Source organism: Streptomyces sp. NPDC047085 (assembly GCF_040643735.1).
GTDB lineage: Bacteria > Actinomycetota > Actinomycetes > Streptomycetales > Streptomycetaceae > Streptomyces.
The window spans coordinates 37,470-63,805 of record NZ_JBEYUW010000020.1; the positions used below are offsets into that span (position 1 = coordinate 37,470).

The 26,336-nt window shown below is 69.5% G+C and carries 20 protein-coding genes and 2 pseudogenes; 18 read left to right on the forward strand and 4 right to left on the reverse strand.

The features are described from left to right. Nucleotides 1-108: 108 nt before the first annotated feature. The gene (locus tag ABZ865_RS39915; RefSeq protein WP_361241732.1) at nucleotides 109-387 is read right to left on the reverse strand and encodes a hypothetical protein; all 279 of its coding nucleotides are present in this window, start codon (nucleotides 385-387) and stop codon (nucleotides 109-111) included. Between the two features lie 259 nt (nucleotides 388-646). Between ABZ865_RS39915 and ABZ865_RS39920 the strand changes: the two are divergent. The 10 genes and pseudogenes from ABZ865_RS39920 to ABZ865_RS39965 form a co-directional block, all read left to right on the forward strand. Beyond that, nucleotides 647-987 (forward strand): annotated as a pseudogene (locus tag ABZ865_RS39920) (class I SAM-dependent methyltransferase); the annotation flags it as partial. Nucleotides 988-990: 3 nt separating this feature from the next. Further along, a complete protein-coding gene (locus ABZ865_RS39925; protein WP_361241868.1) occupies nucleotides 991-1,425 on the forward strand; it encodes a hypothetical protein in 435 nt (144 codons plus the stop codon). Between the two features lie 233 nt (nucleotides 1,426-1,658). Beyond that, a complete protein-coding gene (locus ABZ865_RS39930) occupies nucleotides 1,659-2,363 on the forward strand; it encodes a VanZ family protein (protein WP_361241735.1) in 705 nt (234 codons plus the stop codon). Between the two features lie 70 nt (nucleotides 2,364-2,433). Further along, nucleotides 2,434-3,150 carry a response regulator transcription factor gene (locus tag ABZ865_RS39935; protein WP_361241738.1) on the forward strand — a complete coding sequence of 239 codons (717 nt, stop codon included), beginning with the start codon at nucleotides 2,434-2,436 and terminating at the stop codon, nucleotides 3,148-3,150. Then, the gene (locus ABZ865_RS39940; protein WP_361241740.1) at nucleotides 3,143-4,246 is read left to right on the forward strand and encodes a HAMP domain-containing sensor histidine kinase; all 1,104 of its coding nucleotides are present in this window, start codon (nucleotides 3,143-3,145) and stop codon (nucleotides 4,244-4,246) included. Before ABZ865_RS39935 ends, ABZ865_RS39940 begins: the two co-directional genes overlap by 8 nt. A gap of 166 nt (nucleotides 4,247-4,412) precedes the next feature. After that, entirely contained in the window at nucleotides 4,413-5,303 is an 891-nt protein-coding gene (gene sigJ, locus ABZ865_RS39945; RefSeq protein ID WP_361241742.1) for an RNA polymerase sigma factor SigJ, read from the forward strand. Between the two features lie 179 nt (nucleotides 5,304-5,482). Next, nucleotides 5,483-6,404, forward strand: a pseudogene (locus ABZ865_RS39950) (NADP-dependent oxidoreductase). A gap of 23 nt (nucleotides 6,405-6,427) precedes the next feature. After that, nucleotides 6,428-6,901 carry a cupin domain-containing protein gene (locus ABZ865_RS39955; protein ID WP_361241862.1) on the forward strand — a complete coding sequence of 158 codons (474 nt, stop codon included), beginning with the start codon at nucleotides 6,428-6,430 and terminating at the stop codon, nucleotides 6,899-6,901. Between the two features lie 124 nt (nucleotides 6,902-7,025). Next, complete coding sequence (locus tag ABZ865_RS39960; protein ID WP_361241746.1) at nucleotides 7,026-7,484, forward strand: carboxymuconolactone decarboxylase family protein; 459 nt, start codon at nucleotides 7,026-7,028, stop codon at nucleotides 7,482-7,484. 455 nt (nucleotides 7,485-7,939) lie between these two features. Beyond that, on the forward strand, nucleotides 7,940-8,623 hold the full coding sequence (locus ABZ865_RS39965; protein WP_361241749.1) for a GntR family transcriptional regulator: 684 nt from the start codon (nucleotides 7,940-7,942) through the stop codon (nucleotides 8,621-8,623). Between the two features lie 78 nt (nucleotides 8,624-8,701). On the opposite strand, the gene ABZ865_RS39970 is transcribed toward ABZ865_RS39965, so the two are convergent. Further along, nucleotides 8,702-10,084 (reverse strand): OFA family MFS transporter, encoded by a 1,383-nt coding sequence (locus ABZ865_RS39970; RefSeq protein WP_361241752.1) that lies wholly within the window; start codon nucleotides 10,082-10,084, stop codon nucleotides 8,702-8,704. A gap of 412 nt (nucleotides 10,085-10,496) precedes the next feature. Here ABZ865_RS39970 and ABZ865_RS39975 point away from each other — a divergent pair, with 412 nt between their 5' ends. The 5 genes from ABZ865_RS39975 to ABZ865_RS39995 all read left to right on the forward strand — a co-directional run bounded on the left by ABZ865_RS39975 (nucleotide 10,497) and on the right by ABZ865_RS39995 (nucleotide 16,654). Beyond that, nucleotides 10,497-11,348 (forward strand): acyl-CoA dehydrogenase family protein, encoded by an 852-nt coding sequence (locus ABZ865_RS39975; protein ID WP_361241755.1) that lies wholly within the window; start codon nucleotides 10,497-10,499, stop codon nucleotides 11,346-11,348. A 198-nt stretch (nucleotides 11,349-11,546) separates the two neighbouring features. Further along, nucleotides 11,547-12,038 (forward strand): formate dehydrogenase subunit gamma, encoded by a 492-nt coding sequence (locus ABZ865_RS39980; RefSeq protein ID WP_361241757.1) that lies wholly within the window; start codon nucleotides 11,547-11,549, stop codon nucleotides 12,036-12,038. Continuing rightward, a complete protein-coding gene (locus tag ABZ865_RS39985; protein ID WP_361241760.1) occupies nucleotides 12,035-13,603 on the forward strand; it encodes an NADH-quinone oxidoreductase subunit NuoF in 1,569 nt (522 codons plus the stop codon). Before ABZ865_RS39980 ends, ABZ865_RS39985 begins: the two co-directional genes overlap by 4 nt. After that, complete coding sequence (fdhF, locus tag ABZ865_RS39990) at nucleotides 13,600-16,416, forward strand: formate dehydrogenase subunit alpha (protein WP_361241763.1); 2,817 nt, start codon at nucleotides 13,600-13,602, stop codon at nucleotides 16,414-16,416. The genes ABZ865_RS39985 and fdhF overlap by 4 nt, the downstream gene beginning before the upstream one ends. A gap of 1 nt (nucleotide 16,417) precedes the next feature. Beyond that, nucleotides 16,418-16,654 carry a formate dehydrogenase subunit delta gene (locus ABZ865_RS39995; protein WP_361241765.1) on the forward strand — a complete coding sequence of 79 codons (237 nt, stop codon included), beginning with the start codon at nucleotides 16,418-16,420 and terminating at the stop codon, nucleotides 16,652-16,654. Nucleotides 16,655-16,751: 97 nt separating this feature from the next. Here the strand turns inward: ABZ865_RS39995 and ABZ865_RS40000 are convergent, their stop codons facing one another. After that, the gene (locus ABZ865_RS40000; RefSeq protein WP_361241768.1) at nucleotides 16,752-17,387 is read right to left on the reverse strand and encodes a carbonic anhydrase; all 636 of its coding nucleotides are present in this window, start codon (nucleotides 17,385-17,387) and stop codon (nucleotides 16,752-16,754) included. 56 nt (nucleotides 17,388-17,443) lie between these two features. Next, entirely contained in the window at nucleotides 17,444-18,412 is a 969-nt protein-coding gene (locus ABZ865_RS40005) for a 2-dehydropantoate 2-reductase (RefSeq protein ID WP_361241771.1), read from the reverse strand. 256 nt (nucleotides 18,413-18,668) lie between these two features. Here ABZ865_RS40005 and ABZ865_RS40010 point away from each other — a divergent pair, with 256 nt between their 5' ends. The 3 genes from ABZ865_RS40010 to ABZ865_RS40020 all read left to right on the forward strand — a co-directional run bounded on the left by ABZ865_RS40010 (nucleotide 18,669) and on the right by ABZ865_RS40020 (nucleotide 26,321). Next, the gene (locus ABZ865_RS40010; protein WP_361241774.1) at nucleotides 18,669-20,243 is read left to right on the forward strand and encodes a Re/Si-specific NAD(P)(+) transhydrogenase subunit alpha; all 1,575 of its coding nucleotides are present in this window, start codon (nucleotides 18,669-18,671) and stop codon (nucleotides 20,241-20,243) included. Between the two features lie 6 nt (nucleotides 20,244-20,249). Next, the gene (gene pntB, locus ABZ865_RS40015; protein WP_361241777.1) at nucleotides 20,250-21,713 is read left to right on the forward strand and encodes a Re/Si-specific NAD(P)(+) transhydrogenase subunit beta; all 1,464 of its coding nucleotides are present in this window, start codon (nucleotides 20,250-20,252) and stop codon (nucleotides 21,711-21,713) included. Between the two features lie 537 nt (nucleotides 21,714-22,250). Further along, nucleotides 22,251-26,321: a beta-galactosidase gene (locus tag ABZ865_RS40020; protein ID WP_361241780.1), complete on the forward strand. Its 4,071-nt coding sequence runs from the start codon at nucleotides 22,251-22,253 to the stop codon at nucleotides 26,319-26,321. Nucleotides 26,322-26,336: the final 15 nt, after the last annotated feature.

A 26,336-nucleotide genomic window follows, 5' to 3' on the forward strand; every position in this document is an offset into this window, starting at 1 on the left:
TCGGCAAGTCGGCGGCACGAGTGGCCGTCGCCGAACCCGACTCGGGCAGCACATGAACGCCGAGGGCACGGTGAAAGGTGCACGGGCAAAGTTCGCTATGCCGGTCCGTCACCAGACGGCGTCGAACCGGCCGATGACCTTTCGGAGCTCGCGGGCACTTCTGGGGGAAATCGCCCGGATTACGACGTCGAGGAGAGCGCGGGCTTCCAGAGGATCGCCGCAGCAGTGCCCGTGCACATTGCCCCACTCGTCGTCGTGCCACAGGTCGCGCTCGGGACGGTGAACGTAGTCCTTCCACAAGCGCACGGCTGCGCAGACATCTCCTGGATGCAGGTAGTTGCGGCTGTGCTCCAGGCGGAGGATTTCGGACAGTGCACGCGAGGACAAGCCGTCGATGACGGACTTCTTGTCTGATGTCCGGTGACGGGGGATGCCGGTCCGGAGATGCCTCGGCCGCCTACGCGGCATGGACCTTTCGGGTCGTCGTCATGCCGTACATGGTGACACGGTCTCGATCGATGTCTCGAATGGGTTTGCTCACCTGCGGCGTGGTGTGACGGTGGCGGTGGAGAGCGCCCGCGGCCGGCCGTCGCCGACGTGGTGCGGCGGGATGGCCGACTGCCGACGCCACCGATAGCGTCGCCGCATGGATCCGGATGAACGGCTGCTTCATGCCTCGTCGTTCGGCGCAGCGGCGGTCGCATACGCCGAGCACCGACCGGACTACGCGCAGGCCGCGGTGCGCTGGGCGCTTGAACACGCGCCCGGCCCGCGCGTGCTCGACCTCGGCGCCGGAACCGGCAAGCTGACCACCACACTGGTCGCGCTGGGCGTCGACGTCGTCGCGGTCGAGCCCGATCCGGCGATGCTGGCCGAACTGCGCCGCAGTTTGTCGGCTGTGCGTGCCTGCCGGGTAGTGCCGAGGCGATACCGCTGCCGGACGCTTCCGTCGATGCCGTGCTGGCCGGCAACGCCATGCACTGGTTCGACATGGCTGTCGCGGGACCCGAGATAGCCAGGGTCCTCGCACCCGGCGGCATCCTCGCCGGCCTGTGGAACGTCATGGACGACCAGGTCGAGTGGGTTGCCGGGCTCGCGCGGGTCAGCGGGAGCCCGGCCATCGGCCCGCGTGACACGCCCGCCAACTGGCGTACCGAGACCGCCGACATGCACCTTCCGAAGACAGGTGCGGCCGCCCGGTTCGGCTCGCCGGAGCAGGCCGAGTTCCCGCACGGGCAGCACCGCACCGCCGGCTCCCTCGTCGCGACCCTCGCGACCCTCGCGGGAATGCTCGTCATGCCGGAAGAGGAACGGGAGGCCACGCTGGGCCGGATCCGCACTTACCTCGCCGACAGACCGGAGACCGCCCACGGCGAGTTCACCCTGCCGATGCTGACCAGCGTGCTGCGCGTCCGGCGGCTTTGAAGCACGGACGTCGACACCCAGTCCCCGCCCAGGGCGACCGCGCACGCGAGGTCGAGCAGATCGTGCCCGGCCGGCACCTGCAGGAGCCGAGCAGGCGCGACCACCAGCGGCGGGGGCCATCTCACTGCCGGCTTGCCCCAGTTCCTCGATGCCGGGGATGGGAACTCCGGGTATCGCGGGCGTATCGAAAATCGCATACGCCGCCGCAACGGCCCTTCCTCTCCAATGGAGGCATGAACCACAACGCATCCCTGTCGGCACCGCGCAACCGCACGCGCAAGATCGTGCTCATCGGCCTGGCGACCCTCGGCATGGCCAGCGCCGTGTTCGCCGTGCGGGGGCCGCTCATGATGCCCGCTCCGAGATGCGTGGCCGGGCGGTGGCACGGCTGCTTCGACACGTTCAACGGTGTGGTGCTCATGACGTTGGTCACGCTGCCGTTGGCCGCGCTGGTCGCGTGGGCCCTGGCGTACCGTCGGCGTGCCGCAGGTGTCACATCGGCGTGGCGGATGTCGCTGGCCGAGGTGGGCATGGTCCACGGGACGGTGCCGTTCATATGGCTGACCATGATGCCGGGCGCCGGGGCCGGCACCGTCCCCGAACGAGTGAGCCTGGTGCCGCTGCGAGACCTGGTCACGATGGGATCACTCGGCATCGTCGGCAACCTGCTGGTCTTCGCGGCGCTGGGGTTCTTCGCCCCGATACGGTTCGCGGCGCTGGCGTCGCTGCCCCGGATCCTGACGCTCGGGGCAGGCTGCTCGGTCCTGGTCGAAACCGCACAGTACGTCCTGCGGCTGGACCGGGTGTCCTCCGTGGACGACGTACTGGTCAATGCCGCCGGCGCCGTGCTGGCCGCGCTGGCGTCGCGCCGCTGGTGGCGCACCACGACGGAAGCACCGTCGGACCGGCCTCGTCCCGCGCCCGTACCGGCAGCCTGAGTCGCTGGTGTCCGGTGTGCACACGTCCTTGCATACGTCGGCGATATCTTGTGCTGCTTAGGCTTCAGCCATGCGCGTACTGATCGTGGAGGACGAGCCCTACCTGGCCGAAGCCGTCCGTGACGGCCTGCGGCTGGAGGCGATCGCCGCCGACATCGCCGGCGACGGCGACTCCGCCCTGGAACTGCTCAGCGTCAACTCCTACGACCTCGCGGTCCTCGACCGCGACATCCCCGGCCCCTCCGGCGACGAGGTCGCCCGGCGCATCGTCGCCTCCGGCAGCGGCATCCCGATCCTCATGCTCACCGCCGCCGACCGGATCGACGACAAGGCTTCCGGGTTCGGGCTCGGCGCCGACGACTACCTCACCAAACCGTTCGACCTGCGGGAGCTGGTGCTGCGGCTGAGGGCGCTCGACCGCAGACGCGCGTACGCCCGGCCCCCGGTCCGCGAGATCGCGGGCCTGCGGCTCGACCCCTTCCGCCGGGAGGTCTTCCGCGACGGACGCTATGTCGCGCTCACCCGTAAACAGTTCGCCGTGCTGGAAGTCCTCGTCGCCGCCGAGGGCGGGGTCGTCAGTGCCGAAAAGCTGCTGGAGCGGGCCTGGGACGAGAATGCCGACCCCCTCACCAACGCCGTACGCATCACCGTCTCCGCACTGCGCAAGCGGCTCGGCGAACCGTGGATCATCGCCACGGTGCCCGGCGTCGGCTACCGGATCGACACCGGTGTGGACACCATTGCCCCCGGCAGGGACACCACCAGCCCCGGCAGCTCGCATGAGTAGACGCCCAGGGCTCAGCGCCCGGCTGAAACTGACCCTCAGCTACGCCGGATTCCTCGCCGTCGCCGGCGCTCTCCTACTGGCCGTGGTCTGGGTGTCCGTGCTGCGCTACGTACCCGACAAGCCCAAGGGCCTGCTCGGAATCTCCCCCAACCGCTACCTCCTCGTGCACACCTTCGCCTCCGCCGCGGCCCTGGCGATGGGCTTCCTGCTCGTGTTCGGTCTCGCCGGGGGATGGCTCCTCGCCGGCCGGATGCTCGCGCCGCTCACGCAGATCACGGATGCGGCGCGAATGGCCGGGAAGGGGTCGCTGTCGCACCGGATCCGCATGAAGGGCCGCCAGGACGAATTCCGTGAGCTCTCCGACGCGTTCGACTCGATGCTCGAGCAACTCGAGTCCCATGTCGCCGAGCAGCGGAGGTTCGCCGCGAACGCCTCCCACGAACTGCGCACCCCGCTGGCGATCTCACGGACGCTCCTCGACGTCGCCCGCAAGGATCCCACGCGGGACCGTGGCGAACTCATCGAACGCCTGCACGCGGTCAACACCCGGGCGATCGACCTCACCGAGGCCCTCCTGCTGCTCAGCCGCGGCGACCGCGGAAACTTCAGCCACGAGAGCGTCGACCTTTCCCTCATCGCCGAAGAAGCCGCCGAAACGCTGCTTCCGCTTGCCGAACAGCGCGGGATCACGCTGGACGTCACCGGTGGGGCGGCCCGGACCAGCGGATCCGCGGAACTCCTGCTGCGCATGGTGACGAACCTCGTCCAGAACGCCCTCGTCCACAACCTCCCCGCCGATGGCACCGTGACGGTCCACACCGAGGCGCACCGCGACACGAGCGTGCTGCGGGTCGAGAACACGGGCCGCCGGCTCCCACCGGAACTGGTACCGACCCTCACCGAACCCTTCCAGCGCGGAACGGAACGCATACGCACCGACGAACACGCCGGCGTCGGCCTCGGCCTGGCCATCGTGCACAGCATCGTCCGCGCCCACGACGGAACCCTCGACCTCGCCCCCCGCCCCACCGGCGGTCTCCTCGTCACGGTCCGGCTTCCCGCCCCGTCGACATCGTCTCCGCGCGGGGCCCACTAGATCGCGGACAGGGAGTTCGGCGCAGGCCAGGGCGACTCATGCAGCGCTTGGTCAGTGAAGCTTGGAGAGGCGTTCGGGTTCGTTCCGTAGTTACGGAACACCCTTCGAAGATCCTCAGATCGAATAGCTACGCTGCATCCGCACGCTGGAGGAGGTTACGATCTGTATGGGTGACGCGCACGGGCCCGGACGATCCGAGCAGGGGGACCCGCTCGGCACCGAATGGGAGACGCACCGGCCCGCGGTCTTCGGTGTGGCCTACCGGCTGCTGGGGACTGTGGCCGATGCCGAGGACGTCACCCAGGACGTGTGGCTGCGGGCGGCCGGAGCGGATCTGCGGGACATCGGTGATCTGCGGGCCTGGCTGGTGACGGTGGCCGCGCGGCGGTCGTACGACATCCTCAAGAGCGCCCGCTTCCGTCGGGAGACCTATGTCGGGCCGTGGCTGCCGGAGCCGCTGCTGACAGGGCCGGACGCGTCGCAGCCGGTACTCGTCGACGAGTCCGTCAGCTCGGCGATGCTCTTGATCATGGAAGAACTGAGCCCGCCGGAGCGGGTGTCCTTCGTCCTGCACGATGTCTTCGGTCTTGAGTTCGGCCGGATCGCCGAAGTACTGGAGGTCTCCGTGCCGGGGGCCCGGCAGCTCGCCTCGCGGGCACGACGGCGGGTGGCCAAGGCGAAGCAGTCCACGCCGCAGGCGTCGAAGGCGGAACGCGAACGTATCCTCACCGTCTTCCGCGCCGCCTACGAGGCCGGGGACCTGGCCGGCCTGGTCAGGCTCCTGCACCCGGACGCCGTCTACGTCACCGACGGCGGCGGCAAGGTCTTCGCGGCACGCAAACTCATCCACGGCGGGGAGCGCGTCGCCGAGGTCATGGTGCGCACGGGGCGCCAGTGGCGCCCGGACCGCATCGACTTCGCCGAGGTCGGCGGCGAGCTCGCCCTCGTGTTCCACCGGGAAGGCCGGGTCTACTCCGTCGACACGCTGCAGATCACCGATGGTCTGATCACCGCGTACCGCCGGGTCATGAATCCCGACAAACTGATGCGCGTCTGAGCTGTCACACCCGGAGGGGCCACCTCGTCTCCCTGCTGAGAAGGCAAAACGGCGACGAGGGAACACGCGCGGACAGGTGAGATCGATCATGCAGAACGGCATACATCCACCTGCAGCCGCTGTGGCCCTGTACACGAGTGCGCTGTGCGCTCGGGTCGCCCCTCCCAGTAAGGACCTGTATGCAAGCCATCACTGTGCGAGACCGTGACGCCGGTCTTGCCGGGATGTCCCTGACGGACATGCCCCACCCCCATGCGGCCGAGAACGACGTCATCGTGCGGGTGCACGCCGCTGGCTTCACGTCTGGCGAGCTGGACTGGGCCCGCCACGTGGACCGATCGCGCCGGCCGCGACCGGACGCCGAGCGTGCCCGGGCACGAGCTGTCCGGTGTCGTCGTAGAGCTGGGGTACGGCACCACCGGCCTGAGCGTCGGACAGCGGGTGTTCGGCCTCGCCGATTGGGCCCGGAACGGCACCCTCGCCGAGTACACCGCGGTGGAAACCCGCAACCTCGCCCCGCTGCCGGCGGACATCGACCACACCGTGGCCGCCGCACTGCCGATCTCCGGGCTGACCGCCTGGCAGGGCCTGTTCGACCACGGCCGCCTCACCACGGGCCAGACCGTCCTGATCCACGGTGCCGCGGGTGGCGTCGGCTCGATCGCGGTACAGCTCGCCCGCGAGGCCGGCGCCCGTGTCATCGGCACCGGCCGGGCCCGCGACCGGGACAGGGCACTCGCGCTCGGCGTCGACACCTTCATCGACCTGGAGACGGAGAAGCTGGAGGACGCCGGCGAGGCCGACGTCGTGTTCGACGTGATCGGCGGCGACATCCTCGACCGCTCGGCCGCCCTGGTCCGCCCCGGTGGCACGCTGGTCACCATCGTCATGCCGCCCAAGGTCCGGCCCAAGGACGGGCGTGCGATCTTCTTCGTCGTCGAGCCCGACCGCGCCCGACTCACCGATCTCGCCGCGCGGCTGAGGGACGGCCGGCTCAAGCCGCTCGTCGGCGCTGTGCGGCCGCTCGCCGAAGCACCCTCCGCCTTCGCTCCCGGCAAGCGCACCCCGGGCAAGACGATCATCCGCGTCGCGGAAGACTGAACTGGAGACCGCTCGTGAGGGGAATGCGGATCGCCGGTGGCGTGCCGGCCGTCGCCACGCTGACCGCGGCCACGGCCTGCTCGACCTCGGACCAGCCCAGCCACGCCAAGGGGACGACCGCAACCGTGGCATCGCCTGCGGCCATGGCATCGGCACACCCCACCGAAACCCTCAAGCCGCTGCTCCAGCAGGCCCTTTCGCATGTGAAGGGCAAGACGTTCACCTCGGTGATCGTCGACTTGCCGCCCAACGCGCGCGCGACGCCGCACCGGCACGGCCAGGCGTTCGTCTACGCCTACGTCCTCGAAGGCACCGTGCGCAGCCAACTCGCCGGCCAGCCCGTGCGCACCTACCACCAGGGCGACAACTGGGTCGAGCCGCCAGGTGCCCACCACGTGCTCACCGAGAACACCAGCCCGACCGAACGGGCCAGGCTCCTGGTCGTCTTCGTCTCCGACACCGGAGACAAGCTCAAGGTCGACGACCCGAAGTCATAGCCCGGGGCACGCAGCAGGCGGCACCGCCCCGCCGACACTCGGCCCCTGCCACCACACACTCGACCGGCCACCGCGACGCACTCGTAGTGCGCGGCGCAGGCCACACGAACGAATCGAAGGAATCATGACCGACCCTCAGCGCGTCAACATCGGCAAGCAGCACCCGGCCGCCTACAAGACCCTCATCGCCCTGTCGACACAGGTGGAAGAGGCCACCGCCGCAGCGGACCTCGACCCGCTCCTGGTCGAGCTGTTGAAGATCCGCACCTCCCAGATCAACGGCTGCGCGTTCTGCCTGCGCATGCACACCCGCGACGCCCTCAAGAAGGGCGAAAGCCCCGACCGGATCGCGGTGCTGCCCGCCTGGGCGGAGACCGGCTACTTCTCCGAGATCGACCGCGCCGCCCTCCGTCTGACCGAGGCCATCACCCGTGTGCCGGACGGACACGTCAGCGACGAGGACTTCAACGCCGCCGCGGCCGTACTCACCGCGGACCAGATCTCGGCCATCGCCTGGCTGGCAACCGTGATGAACGCCTTCAACCGCGTCGCTATCACCAGCCGGTACCCCGTCGGCAGCTGACCTCGACGGCGACACCGGCGGTGACGCTGAGGACCGGCCGGCCCAGGGGGCGCACCCGCCGGCCGGTCCCGCGTCCGTGTCACGTGCGACATCGCCGTCAGCTCACGGTGGCCGCCGTGTGCCGAGTGGGGCGGTGCCCGCGCGTGTACACGTTCATGGGGTGCCGCGCGGGCCGGTGTTGACGACCGGGCGGCTTTCGGCCGGGGCCGGAGCGATGCGCGAGGCGCGCTGCAACTCCTGTGGCATCACTCGGTGATCCGGCGCGTGTCGATCAGCCGGGTGCGAAGGATGGTCGACAGCATTCTGTCTACAGTATGCCGCTGACGCTGACAAGGTTCAGGACATGGCTTGATGTGCCTCAGGGGCAAGGCTCACACCCTGCGCGCGGCAAATGCGTAGACTGTAGACGAAAACCAATGTGAACCTGAGTAGAGCTGCTACCGAGGGGTGGAGCCATGGCGTCCGCGGCGTTGCCGACCGGTACCGTACCCAAGCTGGAGCGTCCCGGCCCGTTGCGTGAGCGGGTCTACGAAGCTCTCCTGCACCTCATCGTCACCCGGTCGCTCAAGCCCGGGCAGCATCTGGTCGAGACCGAACTCGCCGGCCATCTCGGCGTCTCCCGTCAGCCGGTGCGCGAGGCCCTGCAGCGGCTCAACACCGAGGGCTGGGTGGACCTGCGCCCCGCGCAGGGCGCGTTCGTGCACGACCCGACGGAGGAAGAGGCCGACCAACTGCTCGTCGTACGCGGTCTGTTGGAGGCCGAGGCGGCGAGGCTGGCGGCGACCAACGCCACTCCGGAGGCCACGGCACGGCTGCGCGAGCTGTGCGAGGCCGGTGAGCGGGCGCTGAAGGCCGACGACGTCGACGCCGTGGTCGCGGCCAACGCCGACTTCCACGCGTACGTGATGGAACTCGCGGCGAACTCGGTGCTCGCGGAGCTGTCCGCCCAGGTGGATCGGCGCGTGCGGTGGTTCTACACGCCCGTCGCCCGTACCCGTGGCGCGTTGTCCTGGGAGGAGCACCGGGCCATGATCGACGCCATCGAGGCCGGGGACGACGGGCGGGCGCAGCAACTGATGCGGGAGCACACGGAGCACACCCGCACCAGCTACCACGAACGCATGAATGCGGATCGGTGACGACAGCGGTCACGCCGGCACGCCGCCGCGGGATGCCGTAGGCAGCCGTCGGCGTGCGTGTCGGCGCGGACGGAACAGCTAGGCCCTTTCGCCGCTCACCTGCAACGCGCCCGCCCGGACGTGGCGCGCCTCGGTGCGGCCCGGTTGCCGTAGCAGCATCGCGAGTGCCGCCGACGCCAGCCCGAAGCAGCCGGCGAGTGTGTACGCACCGGAGTAGCCCCACGCGGCGACGACCGTCGCGCCCAGACCGCTGCCGGCCAGGCCGCCGACCAGCTTGGAGCTGTAGACCAGGCCGTAGTTCTGCGCATTGTTGTTCTCACCGAAGTAGTCCGGGACGAGCGAGGCGAACATCGGGAAGAAGGCACCCGAGCCGAATCCGGAGATGAAGGCGAAGAAGAGGAACAGCGGTTCGCTGCGGATGTCGCCGGCCCACAGGACACCGAACTGCGCCAGGCCCTCGACCGCGACCACCAGGATCAGGGTCTTCTTCCGTCCGATCCGGTCGGACACCCAACCGGTCACGCCGCGGCCGGTGCCGTTGATGATGGACATGATGCCCATCGACGAGGCGACCACCAGCGGGCCGAATCCGATCTCCTTCGCGAACGGGACCTGGAAGGAGATGCCGAAGATGGAGACCCCGGAGCACAGCACCAGGCACAGCCACATCAGCGGGAGAATGCCGGTGCGGATGGCCTCCATCGGCTCGTACTGCCGCACGGCCGGGGGGTTCTTGGACAGCGTCCTGTCGTTGGCGTTCCTGCTGTGCTGGAGCGGGTCGACCTCCTCGGGCCACCAGTTCTTGGGCGGGTCCTTGAAGAACCAGCCGCAGATCGCGACGAACGCCAGGACGTAGACGCCCACCAGGTCGAGCACCGTGCGGTAGTTGCCGGCGTCGAAGGAGTAGGTGAAGATGAAGATCATCGGTACGGAGCCATAGGCGAAACCGCCGTTGACGAAGCCGGTCTTGCCGCCGCGCCGTTCCGGATACCACTTGCCGACGATGTTGACGCAGGTCGAGTAGATCATGCCGGCGCCCGCGCCACCGAGGACGCCGAAGCCCAGGATCGCCAGCGCCACGTTCGGGGCGTAGCTGAGGGCGAAGAAGCCGAGCCCGGCCAGGACGGCTCCTGCGAGCATGGCCCCGCGGGCCGTGAGGATCCCGCGTTCCCGCAGCCTTCCGGTCGGGAAGGCCACTCCCGCCTGGAAGACCGTCCACACGCCCAGGACCCAGAACGTGTCGGTCGACGTCCAGCCGTGCGCCGAGGTCAGGACCTCCTCGGCCGAGCCATAGGCGTATTCCGCGACGCTGATGGCCATCATGGCCACCCACGGAAGCACCACCATCAGCAGGCGTGGCCCGCCGAGGAGGTCCCGGGGGCTCTCGCCGACCCGGTACACGCGTCCGTTCGCATCCGTGATCTCCCGGTATGCGGATGGAATGGATGGTGCGGTTGTCATGTGTTCTCCCCTTGCTCAAGAGACTCGCCAGCGCCCCCTGGTCGGTACTCCGTGTGCAAGTAGCGGGGAGGTCCGCCTCCGGGCAGCGGCGCCCGGGCAGGACCCGTCATGCGGACCGGTCAGGACGGTCCGCGGCATCGAGGGATCGGGGTACTGCTGATCGCTGTGCCGGGCACCGGGTCACCTCACTCGTTCGTCGCGTAGCGCGATGGGACGGCAGCACGAAGTGAATACTGTATGCAGTGCAGGGACCTTAGCTCTTGTGTGATCCGAGCGACCCGAGTGGGAAGTTGAGGTTTTCCTCAAGAACGAACAAAGGGGCGGCATAGTCGGCGAGATGGCATACAGTATGCAATCTACGAGGGAGGCTCAGCGGTCTCCCCCGCTCACCCGGACTTCAGGGAGCCGCTCCATGTCGTACCGCTCCGCTCTCTCCTACGTCTTGAGCACCACCATCGGGCCTTCCGCAGAACAGACCAGCGCACGCGGGAGGTTTCCGCGTGCCTCAGTGGTCGCCCTCGGAGAGGCGGGACTGCTCGGACTCACCGTCTCCGGCCACCTCGGCGGCGGGGGCCTCGGACTCGTCGAAGCCGCCGAGGTCGTGACCGAGGTGTCCCGCGCCTGCCCGGCCACCGGCGCCGTTCTCCGGTCCCACTACGCCGCCGTCGCCCTCATCGAGGCGTACGGCACGCCCTGGGTGCGCCGGAGGGTCGCAGCCGGCCATCACCTCAGCACCCTCGCCCTGACCGACATCGGGGACGGCGGGAGGCCAGACGGCTCGAACTGCCCGGCTCCGCCGACGGGTTCGCCGTCGACAGGTTCGTCGTCGACAGGTTGGGCACCGACGGGTTCGGCCGTGACGCGTACCGGCGACGTGGTGGCGCTGCGGGCACAGAAACGTGACGTCGTCGCGGCGGGCGAGGCGGACAGCTACATCTGGTCCGCTCCCCCGGCCGACGGCAGCGGCAGCGGCAGCGGCAGGCCGAGCCTCTGGCTGGTCCCGGCGGACGCCCCCGGCCTGTACGTGCCGGCTCGCCCCAACGGCACGGGTCCCCACGGCAGCGGCACGTCCACGGTCTGCGCCGACCCCGTGCTGATCCCGGCGAGCGCGATACTCGGACGGGAGGACGGCAGGCGCGAGGACGTACTGAGCACCGTCATCGAGTGGTTGGCCGCACTCCCGACCGCCGGCTCGGCGCCCCGGGGCTCGGTGTCTGCCGCCCCAGCACCCGCCCAGCCGGTCGGCGCCGAAGCACTCGCCTGACCATCCGCCCGTTCCCGAACGGTGGACGACGGCATTGACGACTGCATACAGTATTCGATGAGTCGCAAGGACAACCACAGGGGCGCTCATGCCGTACGAGCTGGACGGCCAGGGGCCGGGCTCGTCGATCACCACCCCGTGGATCCATCCGATCAAGCCAAGGGATTCACACATGCGCGACGATCAGGGGGAGGAACCATGACGACGAGCGTCAGTGACGTGAAGGACGTGACGACGCAGGCCGCCATCAGTGCGATCGTGGCCGCCCATCGCGGGCGACGCGGCCCGCTGCTGCCGATACTGCACGCCATCCAGGCCGAACTGGGGCACGTACCGCAGGAAGCCGTTCCGCTGCTCGCCCAGGAACTCAACCTCTCCCGGGCGGACGTGCACGGAGTCGTCTCCTTCTACCACGACTTCCGCCGCGAGCCCGCGGGCCGTACCACCGTGCGGATCTGCCGTGCCGAGGCCTGTCAGGCGCTCGGCGCCGGGGAGTTGGTGACCTGTGCCCGGGACCGGGCGGGCGTCTCGCTCGGGGAGACGCGCGCCGACGGTTCGGTCACCGTGGAGCAGGTCTTCTGTCTCGGTAACTGCGCGCTCGGGCCGTCCGTCGCGGTGAACGGCGAGGTGCTCGGACGCATGAGCGCAGATCGCCTGCGCTCGATCCTCGACGAGGCGGTCTCATCGTGACGCACCCTACGAACTCCCCGGTGACGGTGTACGTCCCGCGCGACTCGGCGGCGCGGTCCGTCGGCGCGGACAGGGTCGCGGAGGCGATACAGAAGGCGGCCGCCGATCGGGGTCGGCCGGTCGAGCTGGTGCGCAACGGATCGCGCGGCATGCTGTGGCTGGAGCCGCTGGTCGAGGTGGTCACGCCGGCGGGGAGGATCGGATACGGCCCCGTCGCGTCCTCGGACGTGCCTGGCCTGGTCGACGCGGGCCTCCTGGACGGCGCCGGCCACCCGCTGCGGCTCGGCGTCGTCGACCAACTCCCGTGGTTGGCACGGCAGAACAGGGTCACCTTCGCCAGAGTCGGGATCACCGACCCGCTCTCACCCGAGGACTACGAGCGCCACGGCGGCCTCGCCGGACTGCGCACGGCGCTTCAGCTCCCGCCCGCCGACGTGGTCGCCGCGGTCACCGAGTCCGGCCTGCGCGGCCGGGGCGGAGCGGGATTCCCCGCCGGCATCAAGTGGAAGACGGTGCTCGACTGCGCCGACGAGCTGAAGTTCGTGTGCTGCAACGCCGACGAGGGCGACAGCGGCACCTTCGCGGACCGCATGGTCATGGAGGGCGACCCGTTCATGCTCATCGAGGGCATGACGATCGCCGCCCACGCGGTCGGCGCGCGCGAGGGCTACGTCTACATCCGCTCGGAATACCCGGACGCGATCGCCACGATGCGCGCGGCGATCCGGATCGCGCGCGAGCACAACTGGCTCGGGGAGCGGATCCTCGGCTCGGACCTCACCTTCGACCTGCACGTCCGCGTCGGCGCCGGCGCGTACATCTGCGGCGAGGAGACCTCCATGCTGGAGAGCCTGGAGGGCAAGCGGGGTGTCGTCCGCGCGAAGCCGCCGATCCCCGCGATCGAGGGGCTGTTCGGCAGGCCGACGGTCGTCAACAACGTCCTCACCCTCGCCACCGTCCCCGTGATCATCGCGAACGGCGCGACGGCGTACCAGGAACTCGGCGTGGAGCGCTCGCGCGGCACGCAGGTCTTCCAGCTCGGCGGCAACATCGCGCGCGGCGGCATCGTGGAGACGGCGTTCGGTGTCACCCTGCGCGAACTGGTCGAGGACTACGGCGGCGGCACGCTCACCGGCCGTCCGGTGCGCACGGTGCAGGTGGGCGGGCCGCTCGGCGCCTACCTGCCGACATCGATGTTCGATCTGCCCATGGACTACGAGGCGTTCGCGGCGGCGGGCGCGATGCTCGGCCACGGCGGTGTCGTGGTCTTCGACGACACGGTCGACATGGCCGCGCAGGCACGCTTCGCGATGGAGTTCTGCTCCGCGGAGTCGTGCGGCAAGTGCACACCCTGCCGCGTCGGTTCGGTGCGCGGCGTCGAGGTGATCGACCGGATCGTGGCAGGCGAGCGACGCGAGGAGAACCTCGCCCTGCTCGAGGACCTGTGTGAACTGATGACCGACGGATCGCTGTGCGCCATGGGCGGGTTGACCCCGATGCCGGTGCGCAGCGCCATCACCCACTTCTCCGACGACTTCCTCGCGAGGGAGGAGGGCACGGCATGACACTGCTCAAGGAACCCGACTTCGGAACCCCGGAACGGCCCGGCGAGGCGACCGTCTCGGTCGAGGTCGACGGGCTGCCCGTCACGGTGCCCGAGGGCACCTCGGTGCTGCGCGCCGCGGCGCAGGCCGGCATCGACATACCCAAGCTCTGTGCCACCGACAGCCTGGAGCCGTTCGGTTCCTGCCGGCTGTGCGTGGTGGAGATCGACGGCCGCCGGGGCACTCCGGCGTCCTGCACGACACCGTGCGCCGACGGGATGGTCGTACGCACCCAGACGCCCAAGGTGGAGAAGCTGCGCCAGGGCGTCATGGAGCTGTACATCTCCGACCACCCGCTGGACTGCCTGACCTGCTCGGCCAACGGCGACTGCGAACTGCAGGACATGGCAGGCGTCGTCGGACTGCGCCAGGTGCGGTACGGCTACGAGGGCGAGAACCACCTCGACGCCGCCCCGGACGTGAGCAATCCCTACTTCGACTTCGACCCGTCCAAGTGCATCGTCTGCTCCCGCTGCGTCCGCGCCTGCGGTGAGGTGCAGGGCACCTTCGCGCTGACCATCGAAGGCCGCGGCTTCGACTCCAAGGTCGCCCCCGGCGCCGGCGAGTCGTTCCTGGACTCCGAGTGCGTCTCCTGCGGCGCCTGTGTGCAGGCCTGCCCGACGGCGACGTTGCAGGAGCGGTCGGTCGTCGAACTCGGCATGCCGTCCCGTTCGGTGGTCACCACGTGTGCGTACTGCGGTGTCGGCTGCTCCTTCAAGGCCGAGCTGCGCGGCGACGAACTGGTCCGGATGGTGCCGTACAAGGACGGCGGGGCGAACGAGGGGCACTCCTGCGTCAAGGGCCGCTTCGCGTTCGGCTACGCCACCCACCCCGACCGTCAGCTCAAGCCCATGGTTCGCGACAGGATCACGGACCCGTGGCGCGAGGTCGAGTGGGACGAGGCCATCCAGACGGTCGCGACGAGGATGCGCACGATCCAGGCCGCGTACGGCCCGGCCTCGATCGGCGCCATCAGTTCCTCGCGGTGCACCAACGAAGAGGTCTACGTCGTCCAGAAGATGGTGCGCGCGGCCTTCGGCAACAACAACGTCGACACCTGCGCCCGCGTCTGCCACTCCCCCACCGGGTACGGGCTGAAGCAGACCTTCGGCGAGTCGGCCGGCACGCAGGACTTCCGCTCGGTGGCGAAGGCCGACGTCATCATGGTGATCGGCGCCAACCCCACCGACGGGCACCCGGTGTTCGCCTCGCGGATGAAGCGTCGGCTGCGCGAGGGCGCCAAGCTCGTCGTCGTCGACCCGCGTCGCATCGACCTGGTGCGCTCGCCGCACATCGAGGCCGCACACCACCTGCAGCTCAAGCCGAGCACGAACGTCGCCGTCGTCAACGCCATGGCGCACGTGGTCGTGACCGAGGGCCTGGTCGACCGGTCCTTCGTCGCGGAGCGGTGCGAAGGGTTCGACGAGTGGGCCGAGTTCGTCGCCCGCCCGGAGAACAGCCCGGAGGTCACCGAGACCGTCACGGGGGTACCCGCCGACGAACTGCGCGCCGCAGCCCGGCTGTACGCGCAGGCACCCAACGGCGCCATCTACTACGGCCTCGGCGTCACCGAACACAGCCAGGGCTCCACCATGGTCATGGGGATGGCGAACCTCGCGATGGCATGCGGCAACATCGGCCGCGACGGCGTCGGCGTGAACCCGCTGCGCGGTCAGAACAACGTGCAGGGCTCCTGCGACATGGGCTCCTTCCCGCACGAGTTCACCGGCTACCGCCATGTCTCCGACGACGCGGTCCGCACCGTGTTCGAAGAGCTGTGGGGGCGTTCCCTCCTGCCCGAGCCGGGGCTGCGGATCCCCAACATGTTCGACGCGGCGATCGACGGTTCGTTCCGGGGCCTTTTCGTGCACGGTGAGGACATCGCCCAGTCCGACCCGAACCTCCAGCACGTCAGTGCCGCGCTGGAGGCCATGGACCTGGTCGTCGTACAGGACCTGTTCCTGAACGAGACGGCCAAGTTCGCGCACGTCTTCCTGCCCGGCGCGTCGTTCCTGGAGAAGGACGGCACGTTCACGAACGCCGAGCGCCGAGTCAACCGGGTGCGGGCGGTGATGAAGCCGAAGACGGGCAAGCACGAGTGGCAGATCGTGTGCGAGATCGCCACCGCCATGGGCTACCCGATGTCGTACGACGGTCCGAGCCAGATCATGGACGAGATCGCCCAGGTCACGCCGACCTTCCAGGGGATCTCCTTCGCGGTGCTGGACAAGCAGGGCAGTGTCCAGTGGCCGTGCAACGACGAGGCGCCCGAAGGTACGCCGACCATGCACGTCGACGCGTTCGTGCGCGGCAAGGGCAAGTTCGTGGTCACCGCCTATGTGCCGACGGACGAGCGCACCACCTCGCGCTTCCCGCTGGTGCTGACCACGGGCCGGATCCTCAGCCAGTACAACGTCGGGGCCCAGACGCGCCGTACCGGCAATGTGGCGTGGCATCCGGAGGACGTGCTGGAGTTGCATCCGCTGGACGCCGAGAACCGCGGTATCACGGACGGGGACATGGTGACGCTGGCCAGCCGGGTCGGTCGTACGACGCTACGGGCGCGGGTGTCCGACCGGATGCCGCCGGGCGTCGTCTACACCACCTTCCACCACCCGGTGACCGGGGCCAACGTGGTGACCACGGAGAACTCGGACTGGGCGACCAACTGCCCGGAGTACAAGGTGACTGCGGTCCAGGTCGGGCTCGCCCATCCGCTCGGGCGGCACGCCGCCGAGTCCGCGGAGACCGGCCGGCTCGCGGGGGTGGACTGAGATGGCCGCCGTCGTGCCGTCCGAGCAGCGGATGGCGAACCAGATCGCCGCGAACCTCCGGCATGTCCCCGGGGATCAGGCCGCCGAGGCGATCGCGGGCCACATCGGCCGGTTCTGGGATCCGCGGATGCGCGGCCGGCTGCTGCAGCTGGTGGACGGCGGGGCGGAGGGCCTGGATCCCGTGGTCGTCGCCGCCGCGCGGTTGCTGAGGCGGCCGCGGGAGGCCTCGATGGGCTGACTCGGCCGACCGGCCCCCGCAGGCGCATGACACCGCCTCATCTCCCTTCTGCCGGAGGGGAGATGAGGCGGTGTCGTGTGGGCGCAGCCCGTGCGGCTCAGGCGGCGGCGGTGTCGTCCAGGCCGCGGCTGGTGACCAGCCGTACCCGTCCGTCGCCGAGATGGTAGGAGAGGCCGACGACCGCGGTCCGCCCGCCGACGAGCGCGGGCGAGCGGTCCCGCAGCAGGTCCACGGTGTGCCGTATGTGCTCGTCCACGATGTCGGGCTCCTCGCTCAGCCCCGCCGCGCGTGCGGTCAGCACGCTGGGCGTGACGCGCTCGACGACGTCGCGCACGTACCCGGCCGGTGCCAAGCCCTCTTCCAGGGCGGTGCGTGCGGCGCGGATCGCGCCGCACGCGTCGTGCCCGAGCACCACCACGAGAGGGCAACCCAGTTGGCCCACACCGTACTCGATGCTGCCGAGCACCTCGGGACCCAGTACGTGGCCGGCGGTGCGCACCACGAAGAGGTCGCCCAGCCCTCGGTCGAAGATGATCTCCGCGGCCAGGCGTGAGTCGGAGCATCCGAAGACCACGGCGAAGGGATGCTGACCGGGCGCCAGAGCGGCGCGGCGCGCGGTGTCCTGGTTCGGGTGCTTGGGGTCTCCGTCGACGAAGCGCCGGTTGCCCGTCAGGAGGATGTCGAGGGCCTGGGCCGCGGTGGGCGTCTGCGTCTGCGCCTGGATGGAAGCCATGCCCTCAGGATGCGGAGATTCCATACAGTATGCAATACGCATGCAGGGTGGGGTGTTCACGCGGTGTGGCGCGCCAGCAGGTCCGTCGCCGCGTGGACGGCCCTCAGGTTGGGCGCCTCCGCGCCGGTGATGTCGGCGATCTCGACCACCGCCGTCACCAGGGCGTCGAGTTCGAGCGGCTTGCCGGCCTCCAGGTCTTGAAGCATGGAGGTCTTGTGGTGTCCGACCCCCTCGGCGCCGCGCAGCCGCTTCTCGACGGAGATGTCCGGCTCGCTGCCGACCCGGGCCGCGATGTCGAGGGTCTCCTCCATCAACTGGGCGACCAGTCGCCGGGTTCGGGGGTGGCGGCAGATGTCGGCCATGGTGGCCCGGGTGAGCGCGCTGAGCGGATTGAACGCGACGTTGCCCATGAGCTTGATCCAGATGTCGTCGCGCAGGTTCGGCTCGACCGGCGCCTTCAGACCGCCGGCGACCAGGGCGTCGCTCAACGCCGCGCAGCGCCCGGAGATCTCGCCCGAGGGCTCACCGAGGGAGAACCGTGTGCCTTCCAGGTGCTTGATCACTCCGGGCGACTCGATGACGGTGGCCGGGTAGACCACACAGCCGATGGCGCGTTCCGGCGGCAGGACCGCACTGGTGGCGCCGCCCGGGTCGACCGCTTCCACGCGCCGGCCCTCGTAGGGCCCCGCGAGCCGGTGGAAGTACCACCAGGGGATGCCGTTCTGCCCGGCCACGACCGCCGTGTGCTCGCCGAGGAGCGGCTTGATGAGGGGCCCGCAGGACGGATACGCGTGCGCCTTCAGCCCGAGGAACACGTAGTCCACCGGGCCGATCTCGGCGGGGTCGTCCGTGGCGTGCGGCCGGGCGGTGAAGTCGCCGCGGGGACTGTGCACGCGGACTCCGTCGGCCCGCATGGCACGCAGGTGCTCACCGCGGGCGACGAGGTGGACCTCGGCACCGCCCCGGTGCAGCGCGGCACCGACGTACGCACCGATCGCACCGGCCCCGAGGACTGCGATCTTCATCGTGACTCCTCTCGATTGGAGACTGCATACTGTATGCACCCCTCTTCGCGCATGTCCACCAACGCTGCGTGATCAGAAGGAAGCCAGAAGAGCACCGCTTTCAGGCATTGCATACAGTATTCGATCCTCACTATCCTCGATGAACCACCTCGCGGTCTGTTCGTGTTGGCCCGCATCCGTCTGGCGGGTAGGTTCCAGCGATCGCAGATCCCCCCTCGAAAACCTCCTCCGACGAGAGATACGAGAGAAACAGGACATGTCTGCTGAAGAACCCGCACACCACCCTCCCCAGCGCATAGGCGTGGTCGCCGAGTCCGTCCCCAGGGAGACCCGCGTCGCGGCGACGCCCGCGACGGTGCGTCTGCTGCTGAGACTCGGCTACGAGGTCGTGGTCGAACCCGGGGCCGGCGAGGCCTCCGGCTTCGCCGACCAGGCCTACGCCGATGCCGGCGCGGAGGTCGGCGAGGCCTGGGACGCGGATGTCGTTCTGAAGGTGAATGCCCCCTCCGGCTCTGAGATCACCCGGCTGCGACAGGACGCGACCGTGGTCGCCCTGCTGGCTCCGGCGCAGGAGCCCGAACTGCTGCAGACGCTCGCCGACGCCGGCGTGACCGCCCTCGCGCTGGACGCAGTGCCGCGCATCTCGCGCGCACAGTCGATGGACGTGCTGTCCTCGATGGCGAACATCGCCGGCTACCGCGCGGTCATCGAGGCCGCGCACGTCTTCGGACGGTTCTTCACGGGCCAGGTCACCGCGGCGGGCAAGGTGCCGCCGGCGAAGGTCCTGGTGGCCGGCGTGGGTGTGGCCGGTCTGGCGGCGATCGGCGCCGCCTCCAGCCTCGGCGCGATCGTGCGCGCCACCGACCCGCGGCCGGAGGTCGCGGACCAGGTGAAGTCGCTCGGCGGCGAGTACCTCCCGGTGAACGTCGCGCAGGAGGCGAGCACCGACGGCTACGCCAAAGCGACCTCCGCCGACTACGACCGCGCCGCCGCCGAGCTCTACCGCCGGCAGGCCGAGGACGTGGACATCGTGATCACCACCGCCCTGATCCCGGGCCGGCCGGCGCCGCGCCTGCTGACGGCCGAGGACGTGGCCGCCATGAAGCCGGGCAGCGTCATCGTCGACATGGCCGCCGCCCAGGGCGGCAACGTCGAGGGCACGGTCGCGAACCGGGCGGTGGTGACCGACAACGGCGTGACCATCATCGGCTACACCGACCTCGCCTCCCGGCTGCCCGCGCAGGCCTCGCAGCTGTTCGGCACGAACCTGGTGAACCTGATCACGCTGCTCACGCCCGGCAAGGACGGGCAGTTGGCGATCGACTTCGACGACGTCGTGCAGCGGGCCGTGACCGTGGTGCGGGACGGCGATGTCACCTGGCCACCACCGCCCGTCGCGGTCTCGGCCGCGCCGCCCGCACAGTCCGCGTCCGCGAACGCGACCACACCCGCCAAACCCGGGCCCGAGCCCGGGCAGCCGAAGCTGACGCCCGCGCGGCGCTTCGGCCTGATCGGGCTCGGCATGCTCGCGATGTTCCTGCTGGTGGCCTTCGCCCCCGCGCAACTCGCCGAGAACTTCACCGTGTTCGCGCTGGCCGTAGTGATCGGCTACTACGTCATCGGCAAGGTGCACCACGCGCTGCACACACCGCTGATGTCGGTGACCAACGCGATCTCCGGGATCGTCGTGATCGGTGCCCTGCTGCAGATCGGGCACGAGAGCCGGATCGTCACCACGCTGTCCTTCGTGGCGATCCTGCTGACGAGCGTCAACGTCTTCGGAGGTTTCGCCGTCACCCGCCGCATGCTGTCCATGTTCTCGAAAGGCTGAGCCGAGATGACCTCCATGACGGCCTCCCACGCGGCCGACCTGGTCGCCGCCCTGCTGTTCATCCTCAGCCTGGCGGGCCTGTCCCAGCACCGCACCTCCCGCGCCGGCGTCGTCTACGGCATCGCCGGCATGGTCCTCGCGCTGGTCGCCACGATCGTGGTGGCGGCGCAGAGCATCACCGCCGGCGCGGTGGCCCTGATCGTGCTGGCCATGGCGCTCGGCGCGGTGACCGGCCTGTGGCGGGCGCGCCAGGTCGAGATGACGCAGATGCCCGAACTGATCGCGGTGCTGCACAGCTTCGTCGGCCTCGCCGCGGTGCTGGTGGGCTGGAACAGCTACCTGGAGGTGGAGTCGCACGGCGCGGCGCAGACCCGGATCGGCGCCGACCTGCTGGGCATCCACCATGCCGAGGTGTTCATCGGCGTCTTCATCGGCGCGGTCACCTTCACCGGCTCGATCGTCGCGTTCCTGAAGCTCTCGGCGCGGATCAAGTCCCGTCCGCTGATGCTGCCGGGCAAGAACGCGCTGAACCTCGGCGCGCTCGGTGCCTTCGTCGCGCTGACGGCCTGGTTCACCGTCAGCCCGAACCTGCCGCTGATGATCGCGGTGACGGTGCTGGCGCTGGCCCTGGGCTGGCACCTGGTCGCCTCCATCGGCGGCGGCGACATGCCCGTCGTCGTCTCCATGCTGAACAGCTACTCGGGCTGGGCGGCGGCCGCGGCCGGCTTCCTGCTCGACAACAACCTGCTCATCGTCACGGGCGCGCTGGTCGGCTCCTCCGGTGCCTACCTGTCGTACATCATGTGCAAGGCGATGAACCGCTCCTTCCTGTCCGTCATCGCGGGCGGTTTCGGCATCGAGGCGCCGTCCGGCAGCGAGGAGGAGCAGGGCGAGCACCGCGAGGTGCGCGCGGCGGAGGCGGCCGAGATGCTCGCCCGGGCGCGCTCAGTGATCATCACCCCCGGCTACGGCATGGCCGTCGCCCAGGCTCAGCACCCGGTCGCGGAGCTGACGCGACAGCTGCGCGAGCGGGGCGTCGGCGTCCGCTTCGGCGTCCACCCCGTCGCCGGGCGCCTGCCCGGGCACATGAACGTGCTGCTGGCCGAGGCGAAGGTGCCGTACGACGTCGTCCTGGAGATGGACGAGATCAACGACGACTTCGCCGACACCTCGGTCGTGCTGGTCATCGGCGCGAACGACACGGTCAACCCGGCCGCGACCGAGGACCCGAGCAGCCCGATCGCCGGCATGCCGGTCCTGCGGGTCTGGGAGGCGGAACACGTCATCGTCTTCAAGCGCTCCATGGCCTCCGGCTACGCGGGGGTGCAGAACCCGCTGTTCTTCCGCGAGAACAGCAGCATGCTCTTCGGCGACGCCAAGCAGAGCGTGGAGGAGATCCTGCACGCGCTCGGCACCGACGGCCGACGCGAGGCGTCATCGGCCGCACGGCAGATGACGGTGGCGGGATAGAGGCTGGGACCACGGGGCGCTCTGCCCCGCGCCGTGAAGCGGTCGGACACCGTGGTGTCCGGCCGCTTCCCACTTGCAGGACCTCGAAGAACATGACGGGGAGAGTTCTTCTGCGGCCCGGGATGGGTTGCTGCCAGGCTCGGCGCTCGTGATCCGGCCTGACTCGCAACACAACTGGCGCCCCTTCAGGGGCTGCCATGCCCCGAGATGTCTGCCGGAGGCGGGCGCAGACCTGGCCCAGCCGTTGGCTTGATCAGCAACTTGTCCGCGCCTCCCGGTCGGCCTGCCGGACTCGACCCCGGATCCTTGGGCCGCTCCGGTGTCCACCTCAACCGCGTTCTGCCGCACCTATTGTTCCGCGTCACACACGACTCTACTGTTCGACTCTGACTGATTCCGTTGGAAATTGATTGACCAGACGGTATGGAGGTCACAGTGCGAAGTGATCGAGTCGGTCCCCGGGTTGCGAGACCCGGCCGCCGTGCGCGGTGGAGGGGGTTCCTGGCGACAGCCGCGGCCGTCGCCCTGTCAGCGGGCATGACCGCGCCCGCTGTCGCGGGAGAGGCCGCCGGGCAGGCACCCTCCGCCGCGTCCGCCGCCGGCTCCCCGGCGCACACGGTGAGTCTCGACGGCTACTCGTTCCTCGTCGACGGCAAGCGCACCTACCTGTGGTCCGGTGAGTTCCACTACTTCCGGCTCCCGAGTCCGGACCTTTGGCGCGACATCTTCCAGAAGATGAAGGCTGCCGGGTTCAACTCCACCTCGTTGTACTTCGACTGGGGGTACCACTCGCCGAAGCCGGGTGTGTACGACTTCAGTGGGGTGCGTGACGTCGACAAGCTGCTCGACATGGCCCAGGAGGCCGGGCTGTACGTCATCGCCCGCCCGGCGCCGTACATCAACGCGGAGGTCGACAGCGGCGGGCTGCCCGGCTGGATGACCACCAAAGCCGGGCAGAACCGCAGTGACGACCCGAACTTCCTGAAGTACGCGGACGAGTGGCTGACCCGGATCGACCGGATCATCGCCCGCCACCAGCTGACCAACGGCACCGGGTCGGTCATCGCCTACCAGGTCGAGAACGAGTACTACAACGGCTCGGCCGCCGGCCGCTCCTACATGAAGCACCTGGAGGACAAGGCCCGCGCCGACGGCATCACCGTACCGCTGACCGGCAACAACAACGGGACCTTCAACTCCGGTACCGGCGCCCTGGACGTCGACGGACCCGACTCCTATCCGCAGGGCTTCAACTGCTCGAACCCCTCGAAGTGGAATGGCGTCCCGGACATCAGTTACGACCACCCGGACGGCAAGCCGCTGTACTCGCCGGAGTTCCAGGGTGGCGCCTTCGACCCCTGGGGCGGGCCGGGCTACGACAAGTGCGCCCAGCTGATCAACGACCGGTTCGCCAACGTGTTCTACAAGCAGAACATAGCCGTCGGCGCCACCGCGCAGAACTTCTACATGACCTACGGCGGCACCAACTGGGGCTGGCTGGGCATGCCGCAGAACTACACGTCCTACGACTACGGGGCCGCGATCCGCGAGAACCGTCAGCTCGATCCGAAGTACTACGAGGACAAGCTGATCGGGTACTTCACGCAGTCGGTCGCCCCACTGACCAAGACCGAGGCGATCAGAGCCACGTCTCCGGACGACTCCGCGGTCGTCGACACCGCCCGGATGAACCCCGACACCAAGACGCAGTTCCACGTCCTGCGGCACGGGAACTCCACGTCCACGGCGGTCGACAAGACCCACGTCTCGCTGGACTTCAACGCACAGCCGGCCGCGGACACCACCTACACCTGGGACGACCCCGACTCCGCGCTGCAGTACACCGGTTCGTGGTCGCACGTGGCCAACACGAGCTACACCGGCGGCGACTACAAGCACACCGAGTCGTTCTCCAACAAGGCCGGTGACTCGGTCACCGTCCCCTTCGACGGCACCGCGATCCGTTGGATCGGCTCGAAGACCGACAACCACGGCTACGCCGACGTCTACCTCGACGGCACCAAGGTGGCCACCGTCGACGACTCCGGCGGCGAGAACCAGGCGGTGATCTTCCAGAAGACCGGCCTGACAGCCGGGGCACACACGCTGAAGATCGTCGTCAACGGGAGCCACAGCTCGGGGTCGACGGACAACTACGTGGCCGTCGACGCCATCGACGTGCCGACGGCCGCCACCGCGACGCCGACCTACCCGGTCGTACCGCAGCAGCCGGGGACCGCGATCACCCTCGACGGGCGCGACTCTCACGTGATCACGGCGAACTACCGGCTCGGGGACTCGCAGTTGCAGTACTCGACGTCGGAGATCATGACGCACGCGAACATCGGCAACCGGGACGTCGCCGTGCTCTACGGCGACGAGGGCAGCGACGGCGAGACCGTGCTGCGCTACTCCTCCAAGCCCACCGTGACCAGTAGCGGCGGCACGGTCACGACCACCTGGGACGAGGCCACCGGCGACCTGCGGCTGAACTACACGCACAAGGGTCTGATACGCATCGGCGTCAGCGGCGGCGGATCGCGCCCCATGCTGCTTCTCGTCGGCGACAAGGCCATGGCGGAGACCTTCTGGCGTCAGGACACGGCGACCGGCCCGGTGCTCGTGCGCGGCACCCACCTGCTGCGGACGGCGACCAGCCTGGACGGCGGCCACACCGTGGCGCTCACCGGCGACAACGCCGACGACCAGAACATCGAGGTGTTCACCTCTGCCGACCACGTCACCTGGAACGGCAGGGCGGTGGACACCCAGGCCACCGACACAGGGAGCCTCACCGGGAAGATCCCGGTGGCTGCGCCGATACACCTGCCGACACTGACGAACTGGAAGCAAGCCGAGGAGTCCCCCGAGGCGGCCCCCGGTTTCGACGACTCCAATTGGCAGGTGGCCGACAAGACGACCACCAACAGCGTCTCCGGCATCAACTCGGTGCCGGTGCTCTACGCGGACGACTACGGCTTCCACACCGGCAACACCTGGTACCGCGGCCGCTTCCGCGCCATCGGCAAGGAGACGGGCATCCACCTGGTCTCGGACTCCGGCGGCACGGCGCAGGCGTTCTCCGCCTGGATCAACGGCACCTTCCTGGGCAGCTCCACCACAGGCAGCGCCGACTTCGCCTTCCCGGCCGGTTCGGTCAAGTCGACGGGCGACAACATCATCTCCGTACTCACCGTGAACATGGGGCACGAGGAGGACTACAACTCGACCAACGGCAACAAGACCGCGCGCGGCCTGACCAGCGCCTCCCTCGTCGGGGCGCCGCTGACCTCCGTCACCTGGCGGCTGCAGGGCGTACGGGGTGGCGAGGACCTGCAGGACCCGGTGCGTGGCCCGCTTTCGACGGGCGGCCTGTACGGCGAGCGGGCCGGCTGGTCACTGCCGGGCTACCCGGACGACGACTGGAACCAGGTGTCCCTGCCGACGACCGACACCCGTCCCGGCGTCTCGTGGTACCGCACCGACGTCGACCTGGACCTCCCGCACGGCCAGGACACCTCGCTCGGGCTGACCTTCACCGACGACCCGTCACGCAAGTACCGTGCCACGATCTTCGTCAACGGCTGGCAGGTCGGCAACTACGTCAACTACCTCGGTCCGCAGCGCACCTTCCCGGTGCCCAACGGGATACTGAACCCCAACGGCCCCAACAGCATCGCCATCGCCGTTTGGAACCTGGACGGCAGCACCGGCGGGCTGGGCAAGGTCTCGCTCACCAACTACGGCAGCTATGCCTCGTCCCTGCGCGTCGCCCAGAACGACAGCCCCCGATACGACCACCGGAAGTACGCGATGCCGAAGCGTCCGGGAGCGGATGTCACCCTGGATGTGCCGAACACCGCTCAGTCGGGACAGGCCTTCACGGCGGAGGCAACGGTGCGGGTGCCGCAGGACCGGCCGTCCGCCTCGCACCTGACGGCCTCGCTCTCCTTGCCCGACGGCTGGAGCGCGAGCGCCACGGGCCCCACGTCCCTCGAGCGCCTGGCCCCCGGCGAATCGGCCACCTTCACCTGGAAGGTCCAGCCGCCGACCGCGAAGCTGCCCTCTGCCTCGGCCCTCACCGCCACGGTGAGCTACGTGCAGGACGGTCGGGAGGCCACCAGCGGTGACGAACGCATCGTCGGCGGGATCCCGCCGGCTCCGCCGGCCGGGAAGAGCGCCGTGAGCGACCTGCCCTTCCTGTCGTCCACCAACGGCTGGGGCCCGGTGGAGCGGGACAGCAGCGTCGGCGAGCAGGCGGCCGGAGACGGCCGTCCGATCAGCATCGCCGGCGTCAGCCACCCGAAGGGCCTGGGCACCAACTCCGTCAGCGACGTCGAGCTGTACCTCGCAGGACAGTGCTCGCGGCTGACGGCCGATGTCGGTGTCGACGACGAGACGGGCGGCGCGGGATCGGTGACGTTCTCCGTCATCGCCGACGGCGAAACCCTGGTCACCACCCCGACGATCCGCGGCAAGCAGGCCGCAGTGCCGATCGACGTCGACGTCAGCGGCGCGCAGGTGGTCGACCTCAAGGTCGGCGATGCCGGCGACGGCAACGGCAGCGACCACGGCGACTGGGCGATGCCGACGCTGACGTGCGCATAGAAGTGCACCCGACGC